The sequence below is a fragment of the Leucobacter sp. NPDC015123 genome (assembly GCF_043080205.1).
GTDB lineage: Bacteria > Actinomycetota > Actinomycetes > Actinomycetales > Microbacteriaceae > Leucobacter > Leucobacter aridicollis_A.
Map to the genome: position 1 here is coordinate 304,943 of NZ_JBIBVH010000003.1, position 19,817 is coordinate 324,759.

A 19,817-nucleotide genomic window follows, 5' to 3' on the forward strand; every position below is an offset into this window, starting at 1 on the left:
TCCTGCGAGCGCCAGCACCCTATGGGGATGGTGGGGCGATCCCCAGATGCGCCCACCCGAGCGAGGTCGCGATACGGCCACGCGGGGACCTTGCGATAAGGCCAGCCCGCATGAGGAACGGCTCGACAACGGATTCGATCGTCTCAGCCTCCTCCCCGACCGAGGCCGCCAGAGTCGAGAGCCCAACCGGTCCGCCAGCAAAGCGCTCGACGATGATTCGCAGCACCTCCCGGTCGAGCCTGTCGAGCCCGTGCTCGTCGACGTCATACAGCGAGAGCGCGGCCCGAACAGAACGCTCGTCGGGCTGGGTGCCGTGCACCAGCGTGTAGTCCCGCACTCGACGCAGAAGCCTGTTCGCGATGCGCGGCGTCCCGCGCGAGCGCCCGGCGATCTCGACGACTCCGGCATCGTGGAGCGGAAAGTCGAGTAGTCCCGCGGCGCGGCTCAGTACCCCCTCCAGCTCAGAGGTGGCGTAGTACTCGAGGTGCGCGGTAAACCCGAACCTGTCGCGCAGCGGATTCGGCAGCAGGCCAGCTCGCGTCGTCGCACCGACAAGGGTAAAGGGGGCAAGCTCGAGCGGAACCGACGTTGCCCCTGCGCCCTTACCAACCATGATGTCGACTTTGAAGTCTTCCATCGCAAGGTAGAGCATCTCCTCGGCGCTGCGTGCCATTCGGTGAATCTCATCGATGAACAACACCTCACCGGGCGTGAGTGCCGATAGCACCGCAGCGAGATCACCTGCGTGCTGGATCGCGGGGCCAGACGTCTGCTGGAGCGGCACCCCGAGCTCGGTCGCCACGATCATCGACAGAGTTGTCTTACCAAGGCCCGGCGGCCCGGCAAGCAAAATATGGTCGGGCGTGCGGCCGTCAATCTGGGCTGCCCCGAGGAGCAGGCCGAGCTGCTCACGAACCTTTTCTTGTCCGACGAACTCGGCGAGCGATCCTGGCCGGAGCGCGCCCTCGTAGCTCACCTCGGTGGGCAGCGCCTGGGGTGAGAGCTCCCCGGACATTGGCGCGCTCATCGGCGCCCCCGCTGCAGCAGAGTGAGCGCAGCTCGTAGCAGTTGCGCGTTCGTCATCTCGGCGCCGGCGTCACGGGCATCACTCACCGCCTGACGGGCCTCACCCTCGCTCCAGCCGAGTCCCTGCAGGCCCTCGGTGACGGCTTCGATCAGCGCTTCGTCCGGGGCGGCAACCACCGCCTCCTCGCCGGCGTCCTCGAACGCGAGCGCGCTCAGCTTGCCAGCGAGCGAAACAGTGATGAGCTTTGCGGTCTTCGGGCCGATCCCAGACACCTTGCGAAACGGCTTATCGTCTTCGGCGGTGACTGCGCGAACAATCTCGCCCGGCGACAGCTCAGAGAGCACGCCGAGGCCGGATCGGGGCCCGACTCCCGAGACGCCGATCAAGAACCCGAATGTCGCGAGCTCCGCCTCGGTCTCGAAGCCGTAGAGCGTGAGCGAATCCTCGCGCACAACAAGCGAGGTGTGCAAGAAGAGTTGCTCCCCCGGTGTGCGCTGCGCCATGCGACCGCTCGGCACCTCAACACGCATGCCGACACCGCCAACACCAAGCACTACCCAGCCGGCACCAGAGGCCAGCACTTCACCGCGTAACGAAGCAATCACACGCCAAGCCTATGGGGATGACGCACAAACCCCGCTGCGCCACACCGCAAATTCGAACATATGTGCGAATAGGGTGGGGCAGCGGGGTTCTGCACCGAGGGAGCTAAGCGGAAACCGCTTCGCGCTGCGCAGCTGAGTTGCGGACCGAACGGTTCACTGCGGACACGATTGCCTTCAACGTCGCACGGCTCGTGTCAGGGTCGATACCGACGCCCCACAGGCGCTGGCCGTCAACCTCGAGATCAACGTAGGCGGCTGCGACAGCGTCACCACCCTCGCTCATCGCATGCTCGACATAATCAAACAGCGTGACGGCATGACCAGAATCGTTCAGGGAATTAATGAACGCATCGACGGGCCCGTTGCCCTGGGAGGTTTCTTCGCGCTGCTCGTCACCGTCACGGTATTCGACGGTGAGGTTCGTGACACCGTCGCCAGCGCTGACGCTTGACGTGCGGAACAGCTCGTAACGCCCCCAGCGCTCGACGCCGTCGACCCCTGTCGAGGGCAGATACTCGTCTTGGAAAATTGTCCAGATGGCATCGCTTGAGACCTCGCCACCCTCGGAGTCGGTGACACCCTGCACCACGGCACTGAACTCGATCTGCAGCCTGCGCGGCAGGTCGAGCGAGTGGTCCGTCTTCAGCAGGTAGGCAACGCCTCCCTTGCCTGACTGGGAGTTCACGCGAATGACGGCTTCGTACGAGCGACCGAGATCCTTCGGGTCAACTGGCAGGTACGGGACTGCCCACTCGACCTCATCGATCGAGACGCCTGCGGCGTCGGCGTCAGCCTGCATACGCTCGAAGCCCTTTTTGATCGCGTCCTGATGTGAGCCGGAGAACGCGGTGTAGACGAGGTCACCCGCCCACGGGCTCCGCTCGGGGACGCGCAGCTGGTTGCAGTACTCGGCAGTGCGGCGAACCTCGTCAAGGCGGGAGAAGTCGATCTGCGGGTCAATACCCTGGGTGAACATGTTGATGCCGAGCGCGACGAGGTCGACGTTACCGGTTCGCTCACCGTTGCCAAACAGGCACCCCTCGATGCGATCGGCTCCAGCCATGTAGCCGAGCTCTGCCGCGGCAACCGCCGTGCCCCTGTCATTGTGGGGATGCAGCGACAGGATGACGTTCTCACGGTGGTTCAGGTTGCGCCCCATCCACTCGATCGAATCGGCGTAGACGTTCGGCGTCGCCATCTCCACTGTCGAGGGCAGATTGATGATGACCTTGCGCTCTGGGGTCGGCTCAAACACCTCGAGCACGGCGTTGCAGACCTCCGCAGCGTATTCGAGCTCTGTGCCCGTGTACGACTCAGGAGAGTACTCATAGTAAATATCTGTGTCTTCGCAGATGTGCTCAGCCGCACGGCAGAGCTTGGCTCCCTCGACGGCGATCTGCTTGATCCCCTCGCGGTCTGAGCGGAACACCACATCGCGCTGCAAGATGGAGGTCGAGTTGTACAGGTGCACGATCGCCTGCTTCGCGCCGACAAGCGACTCGTAGGTGCGGGTGATGAGGTGCTCGCGCGCCTGAGTGAGCACCTGAATCGTAACGTCGTCAGGGATCGCGTTCTCTTCGATGAGCTGGCGAACAAAGTCAAAGTCGGTCTGGCTCGCCGATGGGAACCCGACCTCGATCTCCTTGTAGCCCATCTGCACGAGCAGGTCGAACATGACCCGCTTGCGCTCGGGGCTCATGGGATCGATAAGCGCCTGGTTGCCGTCGCGAAGGTCCACGGCGCACCAGCGTGGCGCCTCAGTGATCTGCTTCGTCGGCCAGGTGCGATCGGGCAGCTCAACGGGAATGATCTCGCTGTACGGACGGTAGCGGTGGATTGGCATACCGGAGGGCTGCTGCATGTTCTTCATGACGTTTCCTTCTTCGTTTCGTTCGCTCAGCCAAACACAAACACCGCGACGAGGAAGGCCTGAGACTGAATTAGTTCGAAGTCGAGGACTCGTCGCGGCAGCTAAGAAGAAGCGAGCCGAACAGCATGGGAACAGTTTAGCGTAACCTCGACGATATGCGAAAATTTCTGCGGACAAGCTCGCTCGTACTCGCCGCCACGGGTCTACTCGTCGTTCCGACGCTTGCGGCAAGCCCCGCCTTCGCGGACGTCGACGACTTCTCGTACGACTCGTGGCACGTCGACGCCGAAGTCGGAGTGGACGATGCGGGCCGCGCAGTTGCAACGGTGACCGAAACCATCAGTCCACGCTTCCCCGAGACCGACCAGAACCGGGGCATCGTCCGCGGGATCCCGATCAACTATGAACGCGCCTCGACGGATCCGCGCGATTTCACGGTCACCGACGCCGGGGGCACGTCCGTGCCGTTCGAGGTCGACGATGAGGATGGCTTCCGCATCGTGCTTGTCGGCGACGACAATTACGTGCACGGCCCCCAAACGTACGTACTGAGCTACACGCTCTCCGACGTCGTGCTCCCCCGCGATGACGACGCCGCGGACGAGTTCTACTGGGACCTCCTCGACTTCGAACACGCGCAGCCCGTCGCCAACTTCAGCGCCGAGGTGTCGTTTTCCGACGCCATAGCGCCGAGCCTCGACGGCAACGGCAGGTGCTACTTCGGGCCCCCCAAAAGCACGGCCGAGTGCGCCATGACCGGCTCCGGTACCGAGGCGGATCCGATCCGCGTTTCCGATCTCCCGCTCGGCCCACGGGAAGGCGTCACCGTCGCAATCGGACTCACACCAGGCGCCGTCGCGCAGCCGCCACAGCGCCTGCCAAACTTCGCGCTCGACGGCATGCCGATCATTATCGGAGGGGCCGGTCTGGCGACAGCGGTCGCGGGCGGGATCAGCGTCGCGCGCTTCCGAGGCAAGCGCAGCACTGCTCGGGGAACCATCGTGCCCCAGTACGACGTTCCCACGAGTCTCCCGCCGCTGCTCGCTGCTCCGGTCTTTGGCGGAGGTGCCGCTGCGCCGGCGGCCGCGGAGATCATCCACCTGGCGGTGCTCGGGGCGACTCGGCTTGAAGAGGACGAGCGCGCCGGCAAGAGAAAGAGCAAGCGCGCCCAGATCGTCCGGGTGCTCGATCCACAACGGGCAGTTGACGAGCTCGACGCGCGCACGCTCGCTGCCCTCGTGCCCGGGGCCGAGCCGGGCGCCGCGAAGGCAATTCCTCAGAAGAGCACAAAGTTCGCCGAGAAGATGACGAAGCTGACTGCCTCAGGCGCTGCTGCGGCCGTTGCGCGAGGCTACCTCGAGAAGGCCCACGCGCCGGGCGGACGGGCGTTCGGGTACACGACGATCGCAATTGGAGCGGTGCTGTTGGCGCTGGGGATCGTCGGGCTCGCAACGCGCGGCTCCGCGCTGCCTGCACTCTTCCTCTTCGGCGGCCTGCTCCTCGCCGGAGTTGGCGTGTTCGCCGCCGTCAAGCACACCGTGCACACTCGCCTCGGGGCCGAAACTCGGGAGTACCTTGAGGGAGTTCGCCTCTTCATCAAGGTCGCTGAGGAAGACAGGATCACTACGCTGCAGTCGGCGAGCGGTGCCGAGCGCCGGGAGGTCGACGGCATGGCGGTGATCCACCTATACGAGCGGCTGCTCCCCTACGCGATGCTTTTCAATCTCGAGAAGGAGTGGACGAAGACCCTGCAGGTGCATTACGAGCAGCAGCAGAACTACGTGCCCTACTGGTACCCGGCGCTCGCCGTGCACGGTCTCGGCAGCTTCCAGAGCACGCTCGCGAGCTACACCGAATCGCTGTCAAGCTCGGTGAGCTACACCTCGTCGAGTTCAGGCGGCTCGACAGGCGGAGGCTTCGCTGGCGGAGGCGGCGGAGGCGGTTTCAGCGGAGGCCGCTAGTGGGCCCGCGGCTGGTACCGTGCGTCTCCCAAGCCGATGATGAAGTATCCGATGACGGGGAACATCCACAACAGGAAGACTGAGAATGCGCCCCCCTTCCCGAAGTTGGCACCGAGGCGCAGGGCGACGAAAATCGCGAAGATAAAGCCGACGATCGGAATCAGATAGAGCAGCGACATCCACGCCGAGTAGCCCGCGATCTTCACGACGAGGATCACGTTCACGATGGGAATGAACGCGAGGATTCCGGGGTAGCCGGCCTTCGAGAACATCTTCCACGCAGCAATCGCGAATACCACGTAGAAGATGATGGCGATGACAGAGGTCGTGCCTGAGAAGATCGCGGCAATTGCCTCGTCCATTGGCGTATTCGATGGGAGCATGCGGACAAGTCTATGAGTCTGAGCGGCCCGCGTCGACGTTCATCGAGCTGAACGGATCAACGGCGCCTGAAACCTCACACTACGGCCGCCCAGCAGGCTAGCTGAATAGGAGCAACGACGGGTTCGCGACGTCGCCAGTGATGCCGGCAGCTCCACTTACCACACGCGGCAACGGGACGAGCGCTTGGATGTTAGCGCCGGAGCCACCAGCGCGCAGCCGGTGGGCGCTGGTGGCTCCCACCGGCTACAGTGTCGCGTGCGTGCGAACTGGCTCGCTAGAACCCAAGCCTGCCGAGCGCCTTCGGGTCGCGCTGCCACTCCTTCATCACCTTCACGCGGAGCGACAGGTAGACCCTGCGTCCGAGCAACGCCTCGATCTCGCGCCGTGCGTCTTCGCCAATCTGACGCAGGCGAGAGCCACCTTTGCCGATAACGATGCCCTTCTGACTGTCGCGCTCGACGTAGAGCGATGCATAGAGCTCGAGCAGCCCAAGTTCGCCCTCGCTCTCTGGCTCACGCTCTTCGCGGTCGTCGACCGTCACAGCGAGCGAGTGTGGAAGCTCCTCACGGGCTTCACGGAGCGCTGCCTCGCGAATAAGTTCGGCGATCCTGTCGTCTTCAGACTCGTCTGTTGACGACTCATCGTCGTAGAGCGGCGGCGACACAGGCATCAGCTGCAGCAGCTCATCGCTCAAGATGTCGAGCTGCTCTCTGGTGACAGCAGAAATCGGCACCACTGCGTCCCACTCGCGCAGCTCCCCTAGGCGCAGGAGTTGGTCAAAGATCTCCGACTTTGATGCCTCGTCAACCTTCGTGAGAATCGCAACCTTCTTCGCCCGCGGAAAATCGTTCAGCCTGTCATTGATGAACCTGTCGCCAGGACCGAGCTTCTCATTCGCTGGGACGCAAAACCCGATGACGTCGACGTCGCCGAGCATCGACTCGACGAGCGCATTCAGGCGCTCGCCCAGCAGCGTACGGGGACGGTGGATGCCGGGAGTGTCGACGATGATGAGCTGGCCGTCTGGCCTGTGCGCGATGCCGCGGATCGCCCGGCGCGTGGTTTGCGGTTTCGGGCTCGTGATCGCGATCTTCTCACCAACGAGCGCGTTCGTCAGCGTCGACTTACCGACGTTCGGACGGCCGACGAATGAGACAAATCCTGCCCGGAAATTCTCGGTCGCGGGCACCTCACCACCATTCGCAGTGTCTGCTGCCTCTGGACTGTTCGTGTCGGGTACGTTCATGCGGTGTCCTCAGGGGTCTGTGCCGCGGGCTCCGCGGGTTCGTGAATCGCGCGGGCGCGCGCGGTAATGAGTCGTTTGCGTCGGCGCTCGGTGTCGATGGCCTCGAGCTCGATGCCCTCGCCGCTCACGCGATCGCCAACCTCCGGCAGCCTGCCAAGCCACTTGGCGAAGAGTCCGCCGACCGTGTCGACCTCCTCATCGTCGAGTTCGATCTCGAAGAGCTCTCCAAGGTCGTCGATGGGCAACATGGCGCTCACAAGGAACAGGCCAGGGGCCTCCTCGACAACCTCTGGGGTTTCGCGGTCGTGCTCGTCGCTAATGTCGCCGAGCACCTCCTCGATGAGGTCCTCGAGGGTGACAAGCCCGGAAATGCCTCCGTACTCGTCGACGACGAGTGCGAGATGGTTCGACTCTTGCTGCATCCGACGCAGCAGCTTATCGGCGCGTTGCACCTCGGGCACAAACATCGCGGGCTTCATGATTCGGGTAACGAGGGCCTCTTCTGCTTCTTCAGGTCGCCGCAGTACGAAGCCGCTCGCATCCCGTAGGTACATCACCCCGAGTACCTCATCAACATCATCACCGACGACCGGAACACGCGAGTGTCGCGAGTTCAACAGCAGCTCGAGTCCGTCTCGGATGGACACCTCAGAGTCGACCGTGACCATGTCGGTGCGGGGCACCATGACCTCTCGCACGAGCGTGTCGCCGAACTCCACAATCGAGTGGATGTAGTCCCTGTCGCCTTCCTCGAGGAGGGCGAGTTCGGTCGCCTGGTCAACCATCGACAACAACTGCTGCTCGTCGCGCACGCGGCCACGACCGAGAGCTACGCGCTCAGCAATCCGCCGGACAGCGGTGCTCGCGCGCTCGAACAGCGGCGGGAGGTCGTCGTCGCTCACCGAGCTCACCGTTCTCGAGTGCTAAACGCGAGAACAAGATCGCGCTGCAGGCCGAACATCTCGGCCTCCTCATCGGGGGTGCCATGATCGAAGCCGAGCAGGTGAAGCATGCCGTGCGTGACGAGCACGGTGAGCTCCTGCTCGAGTGAATGACCGGCGTTCTCGGCTTGCACGAGGGCGACCTGCGGGCACACAACGATGTCGCCGAGCAGACCTGCGGGCGCCTGTGCGTCGGGTCGCCCGGGGCGCAGCTCGTCCATCGGGAAACTGAGCACGTCTGTCGGTCCAGGCTCGTCCATCCACTGGACGTGCAGCTGTTCGATCGCTGCCTCGTCGACGAACATGAGGCTGAGCTCGGTATCGGGGTGCACGTACATCGATTCGAGCACAAAGCTCACGAGCCGCTGCAGCCGGTCTTCGCCGACGGCGACCCCTGATTCATTGTTGATCTCGACGCTCATCGGTCGCGCTTCCCTTCTGTGATGTCTGTGGTGTCCGTGTCAGGGGCGGCTTCGCCAGTGCTCTCGTGGCCAGTGCTCGAGTTGCCGCTCGAGCGCGAGCCCAACTTCCCCGGCCCGCCAGTTTGGCGCTCATCGTACGAGGCATACGCGTCGACGATCCTGCCGACGAGGCTGTGTCGAACTATGTCGTCCGCGGTGAGTTCGGCGAAATGAATATCTTCGACGCCGCGCAAGATGCGAGTCACGACGCGCAACCCGCTCTGCTTGATCGGCAGGTCGACCTGCGTCATATCCCCTGTGACGACAATCTTCGAGCCGTAGCCGAGCCGGGTCAGAAACATCTTCATCTGTTCCGGCGTCGTGTTCTGCGCCTCGTCGAGCACGACGAACGCCTCATTGAGCGTGCGACCGCGCATGTATGCGAGTGGCGCGACCTCGATTGTGCCGTTCGCGAGTAGCTTCGGTACGAGATCCTGATCCATCATCGAGCCGACCGCGTCAAACAACGGCCGCAGGTACGGGTCGATCTTGTCCTCAAGGCTCCCAGGAAGGTACCCGAGGCGCTCGCCAGCCTCAACGGCTGGCCGAGTGAGCACAATCTTCGAGACCTCGCGCCGCTGCAGCGCCTGCACAGCCTTCGCCATCGCCAGATACGTCTTGCCTGTGCCCGCTGGGCCGAGCCCGAACACAATCGTGTTCGCGTCGATCGCGTTCACGTATTCGCGCTGCCCCTGCGTCTGCGGACGAACCGAGTTACCGCGCACGGTCAGGATCGGCTCGCTCAGGGTGATAGCGGCGCGCGGTCCGTCTCCGTCGCGCACCATTTTTGCGATCGCGCGCACGTCGGTGCGCGACACAGTACCGCTTCGGCGCGCAAGTTCGAGAATCTCGCGCACGAGCTGCTCGGCAGCTCGGACGGCGCTCGTCTCGCCGCGGATTGACAGCACGTCGTTGCGTGCGTTGAACTGCACGTTTGGGTGCTGCGATTCGAGGTCGGCAAGGAGTTGGTCTCGGTGGCCGAGGAATGACGCGAGTTCGACACCGGTGAGTGTCACGGTGCGCTCAAGCTGCGGTTCCGTCCGCCGCTCGCCAGGCGCGTCGGCCTCGGCGTCGTTCCCCGTCATGTCGCTCTCGGCTCGCGGCGCATTCGGTTCAGAACCCAAGGAGGGATCGCTCCTCAAGGTTCGCGATGATGTGCGCGTGCACGTGGAACACAGTCTGCCCTGCGCTCGCGCCGTTGTTGAAGATCAAGCGGTACTCGCCGTTTGCGTGTTCGTCGGCGAGCTGCTTTGCGACGGCGACGATCTCGGCGAGGAGCTCTGGATCGCCTGCGGCGAGCTCTGTCACATCTCGGTACTCGGTCGTCTTCGGGATGACAAGGATGTGCACCGGCGCCTGCGGGTTGATATCGGGGAACGCGATGACGCGATCGGTCTCAGCGAGCAGCGTCGCCGGAATCTCTCCCGAAATGATTTTGCCAAATACGGTCTCTTCAGCCATGCACTCAGTCTACCTTCGCCGTGCGGATCAGCGGGAGGGAGTGGGTGTGAGCAGCACTTTGCAGTTCACTGGCGGTCGCTGCTGCGAGAAAACTGACACTCACCAGCGTCCTAGCGACGCGTTGAGCACGGCGATAGCTGCGGGGCCGGCCGACGAAGTTCGGAGAACGTCGTCGCCGAGCAGCACAATCCGCCGCTCTCCTGGGCCCGGCGCGGTGAGCGCCTCAAGCTCGGCGTCACTCAGTCCGCCTTCAGGGCCGACCACAAGGTACACGTCGTGGTCGCCAGCTGGCCTCCATGCGCTCAACCGATCCTCGCCACGTGGGTGGAGCGCGAGAAGGGCACCGTTAACGCCGGCGAGTTCGGCCGTCGTCACAGGCGAGAGCACCTCCGGGATCCAGGCGCGCATCGACTGCTTCGACGCCTCTCGTGCGATGCGCGACCACTTCGCGACGCCCTTCTCTGCCTTGTCACCGCTCCAGCGCGAGATCGAGCGCTCCGCCTGCCACGGCAGGATCGCGTCGACACCGAACTCGGTCGCCTGTTCGACGGCGCGTTCATCACGGTCTCCCTTTGCGAGCGCCTGGACGAGCACAATCCGACGGGTCGGTGCAGGCGTCACCTCGACGCGCTCGACCGTCAGAGTAAAGCTATCGCGGCCCAGCTCCTCAACGGTGCCGAACGCTCTGAGGCCAGAGCCGTTGCCGACAATCGTGTGTTCGCCAACGCGCAGCCGGCTCACCCGAACGGCGTGGCGGCCCTCGTCTCCCGAGATCGTGAGCTGACGCCCCGGCGCGGTCGCGACGAGAGACTCGTCAAAGTAGAGATTCGCCACGGCTACCCGAAGAATCGGTCGCGCAGCTTGCCAAAGAAGCTCTGCTTGAACTCCCCGAAGTGCGGTGGTTCTTCCTTGCGGAGCTTCGCGAACTGTTCAACGAGCGACTTCTCTTTGTGCGAGAGCTTCGTCGGTGTGGCGACCTGCATCGCGATCTTCAGATCGCCGCGAGACGTCGAGCGCAGTCCCTGGATGCCGCGGCCGCGAACTGACAGGAGATCGCCCGACTGGGTGCCAGCCGGAATCTCGACCTTCACGCTCCCGTCAAGTGAATCGACCTCAACCTCGGTGCCGAGGATCGCATCAGTCATCGAGACCTGCATCGTGCTCAACAGATCGTTGCCGTCGCGGCTGAAGACGTCGTCGTGTTCGACGCGGAACTCGATGAACAGGTCCCCGTTCGGCCCGCCAAACGGCCCGACCTCGCCGCCACCACGCATCTGCATGCGCGTGCCCGTGTCGATGCCCGAGGGAATGTCGACCTGCATCGAGCGACGCTCGCGCAACCTGCCCTTTCCTGCACACTCAACACACGGGTTCTCGATGATCGTGCCATACCCCTGGCAGCTCCCGCAGGGATGCATCGTCACAACGTTGCCAAACAGCGACCGTACCTCGCGCTGCACCTGACCCTGCCCACGGCAGACGTCACACGTTACCGGGTGCGTGCCAGGCTGGCAGCCGTTGCCACCGCACGTATTGCAGAGCACGGCCGTGTTCACCGTGATGTCACGCTGCACGCCGAAGATCACCTCTGAGAGCTTCACGTCGACGCGAATCAGCGCATCCTCGCCCCGCTCCTCGCGGGCACGGGGCCCGCGAGAGCCGCCACCAAAACCGCCACCGAAGAAGGTCTCGAAGATGTCGCCGAACCCGCCGGCTCCACCTTGCTGACCACCCATGTCATAGCGCTGGCGCTGCTCGGGATCGCTCAGCACGTCATAGGCGTGCGTGACGCTCTTGAACTGCTCGGCGGCCTCGTCGCTCGGGTTCACATCGGGGTGCAGCTGGCGAGCCAGCTTGCGATACGCCTTCTTGATCTCTTCGAGGCTCGCTTCGCGAGAAACGCCGAGCGTCTCGTAGTGATCCGCCACTGTTGTACTCCTAGGTGTCGTGGATTGGGTAATGGTGCTGGGACCGGCTAGCGCGCACGCGCAAGACCCGAAGCCCTCAGCGGTCTTCGCTCAACAGCTTGTTGAGGTATCTGGCAACGGCACGGACCGCCTGGATATTCCCGGCGTAGTCCATGCGAATCGGACCGAGCACGCCGAGTCTGGACGCGCCTAGTTGTTCATAGTTTGTCGCGATGATCGACGCATCGGAGAGCCCATACGCCTCATTCTCGCGCCCGATCGAAGCGGCGATATCGCGCTCGTCCTGCACAAGTTCGCCGAACAACCGAAGCAACGTCACCTGCTCCTCAATTGCTTCGAGCACCGTCGGTAGCGCCCCGGCAAACTCTCCCGGCCTTGTCAGGTTTGCTGCGCCCGCCACGGCGATCCTGTCGCTGCGGTTTGCTTGCAGCTGCTGCGAAACCGCCCCAAGCACAAGCTCGGCGAGTGGCGCGTCGGCAGGACCAACCAACGTGTGCACCGTCGCGGCAAGCTCGGCCACAGCGCGATCTGCTGCGTCGATGTCCTGGCCAACAATGTTCGCTGCGATACGCTCGCGAACGGCTGTGAGCCACGGTTCGTTCGCACGCTCCGCTGGAAGCATGGCCGTCTGCTGCTCGACAACTCCGTTTCCGAGGATGAGCACGCAGAGCACTCGATTCTCGCCGAGAGCGACAAGGTCAATGTGCCTGACGGCGACTGTGCGCAGCGACGGATACTGCACGACCGCAACCTGATTCGTGAGCTGCGACAGTAGGCGCACCGTGCGCGCCATGACGTCGTCAAGATCACTCGACTCGCCAAGAAACCGCTCGATCGCCGAACGCTGCGCGGCTGTCATTGGCCGGAGCTTCGCGAGTGTGTCGACGTACAGGCGGTAGCCCTTGTCGGTTGGCACCCGCCCCGAAGACGTGTGGGTCTGAGCGATAAGCTCGTCGTCTTCAAGCAGCGCCATGTCGTTGCGAATCGTCGCGGCAGATACGCCAAACGAATGGCGCTCCACGATCGATTTCGAGCCGACGGGCTCGTTGAGCGCGACGTAGTCACTCACGATGGCGTGCAGCACGGCGAGACTGCGCTCTGGAACCATCACGCACCGCCTTTCTGGCACTCGAACAACCTGAGTGCCAGTCTACTACCGAAGGAGATGTCCGACGACTGTGTCAGCCAGCAGCCGGCCGCGGAGCGTCGGCACGATCCTGCGCTCGGTCCCGCCGACCCCAAGCGCCGCGCGGCCATCCACGAGGCCATCCGCGATCAGAGCGGGCACGGCGGCCCGACCCTGTTCGCTGAGAGCGTCGATCGCGAAGCCGTCAGCGATGCGGGTCTCGAGCAATACGCGCTCGCTATAGCGTGCTTCGTCAGTCAGGAGCTCACGGGCGTGAGCCGGAGACAGGCCCTGCCCCATCCGTTCGGCGTAGGCCCGCGGATGCTTCACGTTCCACCATCGCAGGCCCCCAATGTGGCTGTGAGCGCCGGGGCCCGCGCCCCACCAGTCTTCGCCGGTCCAATACGACAGGTTGTGTCGCGACCGCGTCTCGCGAGAACGCGACCAATTGCTGATCTCGTACCAGTCATAGCCCGCTCCGGAGAGCTTGGAGTCGAGGAGCTCGTACATCTCGGCGTGCAGATCGTCGTCTGGAGCCGCGACTTCGCCGCGCCGGATCTGCCCTGCAAGCTTCGTACCCGCCTCAACGATCAGCGCGTACGCCGAGAGGTGGTCAGGTTCGTTCGCGAGCGCGGCATCAAGCGAACGCTCCCAGTCGGCGAGCGACTCGCCAGGCGTGCCGTAAATGAGATCAAGGCTCACCTGCAGGCCGGCTGCGCGCGCGGCGTCAACGACAACAGGGACCCGCTCGGGGCTGTGCGTCCGATCGAGCGTGCGAAGCACATGGGGCATCGCCGACTGCATCCCGAAGCTCACCCGGGTGAACCCGGCCTCGGCGAGTGTGTCGAGGTACTGAGCGTCGACCGAATCAGGGTTCGCCTCCGTTGTCACCTCAGCGCCTGGGGCAATCCCCCACTCGTCTCGGATGCGACCGAGCACCATTGCCAAATCAGACGCAGGCAAAAGCGTCGGGGTGCCTCCCCCGAAGAAAACAGTCGATACCTCGCGATCGGGGAGCCCGGCCGCGCGCATCACCTTGGCGCCAAAGCTCAGCTCCGTCGCAGCTTCAGCAGCGTATCCGGCCTGGCTCGCGCCACCGCCAAGCTCACTCGCAGTGTAGGTGTTGAAGTCGCAGTAGCCGCAGCGCACCCTGCAGTATGGCACGTGGACGTAGACGCCAAACGCGCGATCGGGCGCGCCCGCGAGCACGCTCGCCGGGAGTGCCCCGTCGGCCGGAGCCGGATCGCCTTCGGGGAGCACACTCGGCATTATCAGTCGTCCCGCGAAGTGTCGCCGTCAGTCTCCACGCTGTCAGCCCCGGCCCCAGTGCTCGTTCCGGCGTCGACACTCGCGTCGCCATCGGCACTGGCATCCGCACTGGCACTGGCGTCGGCGTCGGGGTCGCTCGACTCGTCCGCGGATACGCTTCCTCCGTCGCCCGTCGAAGCGACTCCGCCGCGAATAGCGGCGCCAGGAGCGAGAGCCCCAACGAGCGCCTGCGCAAGCTCGATCACGTCACGCAGTTCGCCGCGCTGCTTGATCCCTGCCATGAGCCCCGAGCTCGTCAGGAAAGTGAAGCCCCGAGCCACTGCCCAGACGGTGCCGTCAGCTCGCTGCTCGACAGTCAGCAACTGCTCGCCGAAACCTGAGACAGTCTCGCGGTCGCCCCAGGCGAATCCGAGCCGCTGGGGCTCGTCAACAGTCGAAATCACGAGGATTGGTCGCGGCTTTTTTGCGGCGTCGGAGGTGAGCGTCGCGGTGGTACCTGGCAGCACGTAGGCTTCACCTTCAGGGCTGAATAGCTCCTCGGGCTCCTCGCCAAGTTCAGGCGTTCCACCATCGTCAAACTGCACGCCAACGTAGTCGGCCTGCTCGCCGAGCACGATGTCGCTGACAGTGAGGCCAGCGGCGCGGTGCGCGCCCCAGGTCATGAGCTGATTCGCTGCAGCGAGGAAACGCTCTTGGCCGCTCCCGAGCTGCAACGCCTCCTCGTATGGGGTGCTGCCAGCCGGCGGGAACCGCATGAGATCAGGTGCGCCAGACGCCCCGATCGCCGCATACGCAACTGGCATGCTCGTATAACTAGACCTGCGTGGACCTGTCACTTCTTCGACGATTCCTTACCCTCGACGTCGCCAGACAGCGCGGCGATGAATGCCTCCTGTGGCACCTCGACGCGACCGACCATCTTCATCCGCTTCTTGCCCTCTTTCTGCTTCTCGAGCAGCTTGCGCTTACGGCTGATGTCGCCGCCGTAACACTTCGCGAGGACGTCCTTGCGGATCGCGCGAATGTTCTCGCGGGCGATCACACGGGCGCCAATGGCAGCCTGGATGGGCACTTCGAACTGCTGACGCGGGATGAGTTTGCGCAGGCGCTCGGTCATCATCGTGCCGTAGGAGTACGCGTTGTCGCGATGAACAATCGCGGAGAATGCGTCGACAGCCTCGCCCTGCAGCAGGATGTCGACCTTCACGAGGTCCGCCTCTTGCTCGCCACTCGGCTCGTAGTCGAGGCTCGCGTACCCCTGGGTGCGACTCTTCAGGTGGTCAAAGAAGTCAAAGACGATCTCACCCATCGGGATGTTGTAGCGGAGCTCGACGCGCTCACCAAGGTACTCCATGCCAAGCAGGCTCCCGCGCCGCGACTGGCAGAGCTCCATGATCGCGCCAACGTAGTCCTTCGGCGCAAGCACTGCCGCGCGCACCATGGGCTCGCGAACGCTCGCGATCTTGCCGTCGGGGTACTCGGACGGGTTCGTCACGGTGACCTCAGTACCGTCCTCCTTCGTGACCTCGTAGATCACGCTCGGAGCCGTCGTAATGAGATCGAGATCGAACTCGCGGCGCAGCCGCTCGGTGATGATCTCGAGGTGGAGCAGTCCGAGGAAGCCGCAGCGGAAGCCGAAGCCGAGTGCAACCGAGGTTTCCGGCTCGTACTGGAGTGCCGCGTCTGAGAGTTTGAGCTTGTCGAGCGCCTCGCGGAGCACGGGGTAATCGGAGCCGTCGAGCGGATACAGGCCCGAGAAGACCATCGGCTTCGGGTCCGTGTAGCCTGGCAGCGCCTCTGTGGCGCCCTTAGGCTTGCTCGTGACGGTGTCGCCAACCTTCGACTGGCGCACGTCCTTCACGCCGGTGATGAGGTAGCCGACTTCGCCGACGGCGAGCCCCTTGGTGGGAGTCGGGCCCGGCGAGGAAACGCCGATCTCGAGCGCCTCGTACTCGGCGCCGGTCGACATCATCTGGACCTTTTCACGGGGCGTGAGCTTGCCATCGACCATTCGAACGTAGGTCACAACACCCCGGTACGGGTCATAGACCGAGTCGAAGATCATCGCCCGAGCCGGCGCATCGGTCTCTCCGATCGGCGCTGGGATGCGCGCAACGACAACGTCAAGGAGCTCCTCGACGCCAGCGCCAGTCTTGCCGGACACCTTGAGTACCTCGTCGGGATCGCCGCCGATGAGGTCGGTGATCTCGCGGGCGACCCGCTCAGGGTCGGCCGCGGGTAGATCAATCTTGTTCAACACGGGAATGATCTCGAGGTCGTTCTCCATCGCGAGGTATAGGTTCGCGAGAGTCTGAGCCTCAATTCCCTGCGCGGCGTCAACGAGCAAGATCGCGCCTTCGCAGGCAGCAAGCGAACGAGAGACCTCATACGAGAAGTCGACGTGACCCGGAGTGTCGATCATGTTGAGGGCATACTCACCACCTTCCGACTGCCAGTGCATACGCACTGCCTGCGACTTGATGGTGATTCCGCGCTCTCGCTCGATATCCATATTGTCGAGGTACTGGGCGCGCATGTCGCGATCGGCCACCGTACCGGTGACCTGGAGCATGCGGTCGGCAAGCGTCGACTTGCCGTGGTCGATGTGCGCGATGATGCAGAAGTTACGGATCATCGTGGGGTCGGTCGACGCCGGCACCGGTGGTTTCAGACTGCGTGGAGACATTGCCAGCCATTATCTCACGTACCAGCCGCTCTCAGCACCAGCTCACCGCGGGTCTTCTTTGCGGGCAGAGCTCTCCAAGCCATGCCCCGTAGGATGACAGCGTGTCTGCTTCACAGTTCTTCCGACGCGTTCTCGCGCCAGGACGCCCCGAGCGGGCCGCCTTGCTCGCAATCGCGCTCGGCGCGGCGACCCTTATCGACCCGGCAAAGCTTACGAAGGGTAAGCGTGCCGCTTACCGGCTCGGCATCGCCGGGCTGACCGCTGCCGACATCGCGACCGATGTTCCGCCAGGCACAAGCGCAACCTCCCGTTCCGCCGCCGCTGTCGCAGCAGGTGGCGCCGTGCTCGGTCTCTCTGAGGTCGGGGAAGCGTTCGACGCGCGCCTCCAGCGAGCGCTCGTGCGACGGGGCGTCTCGCGCCCACGCCTCGTTCTCGCGGTCTCGGGGGTCGCAATATCGCTCGCAGCACAACTGCCCGGGGTTATCCGGGCGAGCAGGATCACACGCGGTCTCCACCCGCGCGGCCTATCTGGCCTCGACGTGGGCGCCGGCGGCCACCCCGAATTCGCCGAGCTCCCCGACGGCGCACGGGCAGTCATAGCGGGAATGCTTGATTACAGTGCCGAGCCCAGCGCCGGGGCGCTGCTCGCGCAGCTCGACTCAGCACGCGAACAGCTCTGGGAGGGGGTTTCAGGCTCCTACGACGTCATCTCGATCGACGTCGCAGAGGCAGAGTCCAAGCCCCGCGCAGTGCCGCACGTTCAACGATTCCCCGTGTCGGCGTCTTTCGCTGACCCCGCCACAGGCAAGACGCGTGTGCTCCGTCTCTATATCGAGTCGGGCATGCTCGCCCAGCTCACGATCGAACATGAAGAGGCCAACGCAGAGTGGCAGCCAAACGATTCGAGAGAGGTCGGCCTCTGGCCTGCCCGGTGGCCAAGCCTCGCTGAAACAACGTTCGCGCTCGACAGCGACGCGCCGAAAGACCGTCGAGCGGCTCGGATCGCGAACATCCGTCCCCGCGCATAGCCGTCGCCTACCGTTACGCGGCAAAGACACGCGTGACACCTGTCACGAGCTTTTCGTGACAGTGGCCTCTCGCTGCGGCCGGTGTCTCCGCGAAACACTGGGGGCATGAGACAGGAACACTCCCCCGGCCAGGCCCCGCTGCTGCCCGCGCTATCGACGAAGTCGCCCGCGCTCGAACTCGTCGCCATCGAGCGTCGCTTCGGGGCAGGAGACAAGCTCGTCCGTGCAGTCAACGGCGTCGACCTCAGGATCGAACGCGGGGAGGTCGTCGCGCTGCTCGGTCCGAACGGCGCCGGAAAGACGACGCTCGTCGACATGGTGCTCGGGCTCAGCGATCCCGACAGTGGTTCGGTGCGCGTGCTCGGTGAGTCCCCCCGGTCAGCGGTCGCACGTGGCACACTGTCGGCGGTCCTCCAAACAGGTGGTCTGCTCGCGGACCTCACTGTCCGTGAGACCGTCGAAGTGATCGCAAGCTTTCACGGCGCCGGCAGTCGCGTCACCGAGGCGCTCGAGCGCGCCGACCTGACGCCACTCGCGGGGCGCAGGGTGAGCAAGTGCTCGGGTGGTGAGCAGCAGCGGGTCAAATTCGCCCTCGCGTTGCTCCCCGATCCTGATGTGCTGATTCTTGACGAGCCGACCGCGGGCATGGACGTGACCGCCCGCCGCAGGTTCTGGGATGCGATGCGCGCAGACGCGGGTGCCGGGCGCACGATCGTGTTCGCAACCCACTACCTCGAGGAAGCCGAGCATTTTGCCGGGCGCACTGTCGTCATGAATCACGGGCGCATCGTCGCCGATGGTGGCACCGCAACGCTGCGCGCCTCACTCGGCGGCCGCACCCTCATGGCGACGCTGCCGGCGGGCGCAGACGCGCTGCTCGCCGAACTGCGCAGCGACGACTCAGTCTCGGATGTCACCGTGAACGACGGCCGCGTCACGATCCGCGCCGCGAACTCCGACGCGGTCGCCGCCCAGCTCCTCGCCGCTGGCGCGAGCGATCTCGAGATCGCAGCCCCAACGCTCGAAACCGCGTTTACCGCGCTCACGGAGGACTAATCCCATGCTCTTTACCACCACGTTTTTCCGCGTCGAGGTCATGCGCCAGTTTCGCAACCCGTACACGCTCGTCTTCACACTCGGGATGCCGATCGCCATGTACCTGTTGTTCGGCGCTGCCGCAGAGTACGCGACCGCAAGCGCTGGCAACGGCAACGTCGCCTTCTACGTGATGGCCTCGATGGCCGCGTTCGGCGCGGCGACAGCGATGACCTCGCTGTGCTCACTCGCCGCCTCGGAAGTCGGGCAGGGTTGGGGCCGTCAGATCGCGCTCACGCCGCTCTCGATCCCCGGGTATGCGGCGGTGAAGCTCGCAGTCGCACTGGCGTTCTCCGCGGTCTCAGTGGCCGGGGTGTTCCTTGTCGGAGCGCTCACCGGGGCACGCGCGGACTCACCCCTAGCGTGGCCGCTCGTCGCCGCGATTATCCTTGTGGGCGGGCTCATCTTTGGCTTGTTCGGGCTTGGCACGGGCCTCGCGTTTAACTCCGACACCGCGGCGTCGCTCGCATCAATCGCGATCACGCTGTTCGGATTTGTCGGCAACGTGTTCATGCCGCTCTCGGGCGCGATGCTGACGGTCGCCCATTTCACTCCGATGTACGGCTATGCCGCTCTCGTGCGCTGGCCGATCACCGAAGGCGCACTCATCTCAGGCGGGACCGACTCGATCTGGATCGTGCTGGCAAACGTCGCGGCCTGGACGCTACTCTTTGCCGCCCTCGTACGCTATGGGGTGCTTCGGTCTCGGCGCCGGCGCTAGGCTTGCAG

General features: G+C 64.4%; 19 protein-coding genes. 4 read left to right on the top strand and 15 right to left on the bottom strand.

Going from position 1 to position 19,817, the window contains the following annotated elements; all coding sequences use genetic code 11:
* Positions 1-19: 19 nt before the first annotated feature.
* The 3 genes from ruvB to leuA form a co-directional block, all read right to left on the bottom strand.
* Positions 20-1,015, bottom strand: a complete 996-nt coding sequence (ruvB, locus tag ACF07D_RS08190; protein WP_119283906.1) for a Holliday junction branch migration DNA helicase RuvB — start codon at positions 1,013-1,015, stop codon at positions 20-22.
* A gap of 8 nt (positions 1,016-1,023) precedes the next feature.
* Positions 1,024-1,632, bottom strand: a complete 609-nt coding sequence (gene ruvA, locus ACF07D_RS08195) for a Holliday junction branch migration protein RuvA (protein ID WP_119283907.1) — start codon at positions 1,630-1,632, stop codon at positions 1,024-1,026.
* A gap of 103 nt (positions 1,633-1,735) precedes the next feature.
* A complete protein-coding gene (leuA, locus tag ACF07D_RS08200) occupies positions 1,736-3,502 on the bottom strand; it encodes a 2-isopropylmalate synthase (RefSeq protein WP_255807767.1) in 1,767 nt (588 codons plus the stop codon).
* A 155-nt stretch (positions 3,503-3,657) separates the two neighbouring features.
* Between leuA and ACF07D_RS08205 the strand changes: the two genes are divergently transcribed.
* Positions 3,658-5,463, top strand: coding sequence for a DUF2207 family protein (locus ACF07D_RS08205; protein WP_391504557.1), 1,806 nt, complete (start codon positions 3,658-3,660; stop codon positions 5,461-5,463).
* On the opposite strand, the gene ACF07D_RS08210 is transcribed toward ACF07D_RS08205, so the two are convergent.
* From ACF07D_RS08210 to lepA, 12 genes are all read right to left on the bottom strand, one after another.
* Positions 5,460-5,846, bottom strand: a complete 387-nt coding sequence (locus ACF07D_RS08210; RefSeq protein WP_255807769.1) for a DUF5684 domain-containing protein — start codon at positions 5,844-5,846, stop codon at positions 5,460-5,462. The two genes, ACF07D_RS08205 and ACF07D_RS08210, sit on opposite strands and share 4 nt — an antisense overlap.
* A 275-nt stretch (positions 5,847-6,121) precedes the next feature.
* Complete coding sequence (gene era / locus ACF07D_RS08215) at positions 6,122-7,093, bottom strand: GTPase Era (RefSeq protein WP_391504558.1); 972 nt, start codon at positions 7,091-7,093, stop codon at positions 6,122-6,124.
* A complete protein-coding gene (locus ACF07D_RS08220; RefSeq protein WP_391504559.1) occupies positions 7,090-7,995 on the bottom strand; it encodes a hemolysin family protein in 906 nt (301 codons plus the stop codon). The genes era and ACF07D_RS08220 overlap by 4 nt, the downstream gene beginning before the upstream one ends.
* A gap of 5 nt (positions 7,996-8,000) precedes the next feature.
* The gene (gene ybeY, locus ACF07D_RS08225; RefSeq protein WP_119283912.1) at positions 8,001-8,456 is read right to left on the bottom strand and encodes an rRNA maturation RNase YbeY; all 456 of its coding nucleotides are present in this window, start codon (positions 8,454-8,456) and stop codon (positions 8,001-8,003) included.
* On the bottom strand, positions 8,453-9,580 hold the full coding sequence (locus ACF07D_RS08230) for a PhoH family protein (protein WP_391504560.1): 1,128 nt from the start codon (positions 9,578-9,580) through the stop codon (positions 8,453-8,455). Before ACF07D_RS08230 ends, ybeY begins: the two co-directional genes overlap by 4 nt.
* A gap of 28 nt (positions 9,581-9,608) precedes the next feature.
* Complete coding sequence (locus ACF07D_RS08235; protein ID WP_391504561.1) at positions 9,609-9,956, bottom strand: HIT domain-containing protein; 348 nt, start codon at positions 9,954-9,956, stop codon at positions 9,609-9,611.
* A gap of 99 nt (positions 9,957-10,055) precedes the next feature.
* Complete coding sequence (locus ACF07D_RS08240; RefSeq protein WP_119283915.1) at positions 10,056-10,790, bottom strand: 16S rRNA (uracil(1498)-N(3))-methyltransferase; 735 nt, start codon at positions 10,788-10,790, stop codon at positions 10,056-10,058.
* Between the two features lie 2 nt (positions 10,791-10,792).
* Entirely contained in the window at positions 10,793-11,884 is a 1,092-nt protein-coding gene (gene dnaJ, locus ACF07D_RS08245; RefSeq protein WP_391504562.1) for a molecular chaperone DnaJ, read from the bottom strand.
* A 76-nt stretch (positions 11,885-11,960) separates the two neighbouring features.
* Positions 11,961-12,992 (bottom strand): heat-inducible transcriptional repressor HrcA, encoded by a 1,032-nt coding sequence (gene hrcA, locus ACF07D_RS08250; RefSeq protein ID WP_391504688.1) that lies wholly within the window; start codon positions 12,990-12,992, stop codon positions 11,961-11,963.
* Positions 12,993-13,037: 45 nt separating this feature from the next.
* On the bottom strand, positions 13,038-14,279 hold the full coding sequence (gene hemW, locus ACF07D_RS08255; RefSeq protein ID WP_391504563.1) for a radical SAM family heme chaperone HemW: 1,242 nt from the start codon (positions 14,277-14,279) through the stop codon (positions 13,038-13,040).
* A gap of 2 nt (positions 14,280-14,281) precedes the next feature.
* Positions 14,282-15,082: a DUF1990 family protein gene (locus tag ACF07D_RS08260; protein ID WP_391504564.1), complete on the bottom strand. Its 801-nt coding sequence runs from the start codon at positions 15,080-15,082 to the stop codon at positions 14,282-14,284.
* A gap of 29 nt (positions 15,083-15,111) precedes the next feature.
* Positions 15,112-16,965 (bottom strand): translation elongation factor 4, encoded by a 1,854-nt coding sequence (lepA, locus tag ACF07D_RS08265; protein ID WP_391504565.1) that lies wholly within the window; start codon positions 16,963-16,965, stop codon positions 15,112-15,114.
* A gap of 101 nt (positions 16,966-17,066) precedes the next feature.
* Here lepA and ACF07D_RS08270 point away from each other — a divergent pair, with 101 nt between their 5' ends.
* The 3 genes from ACF07D_RS08270 (at position 17,067) to ACF07D_RS08280 (ending at position 19,809) form a co-directional block, all read left to right on the top strand.
* The gene (locus tag ACF07D_RS08270) at positions 17,067-17,993 is read left to right on the top strand and encodes a hypothetical protein (RefSeq protein WP_391504566.1); all 927 of its coding nucleotides are present in this window, start codon (positions 17,067-17,069) and stop codon (positions 17,991-17,993) included.
* Between the two features lie 105 nt (positions 17,994-18,098).
* Complete coding sequence (locus ACF07D_RS08275; protein WP_255807784.1) at positions 18,099-19,049, top strand: ABC transporter ATP-binding protein; 951 nt, start codon at positions 18,099-18,101, stop codon at positions 19,047-19,049.
* 4 nt (positions 19,050-19,053) lie between these two features.
* Complete coding sequence (locus ACF07D_RS08280) at positions 19,054-19,809, top strand: ABC transporter permease (protein WP_119283923.1); 756 nt, start codon at positions 19,054-19,056, stop codon at positions 19,807-19,809.
* Positions 19,810-19,817: the final 8 nt, after the last annotated feature.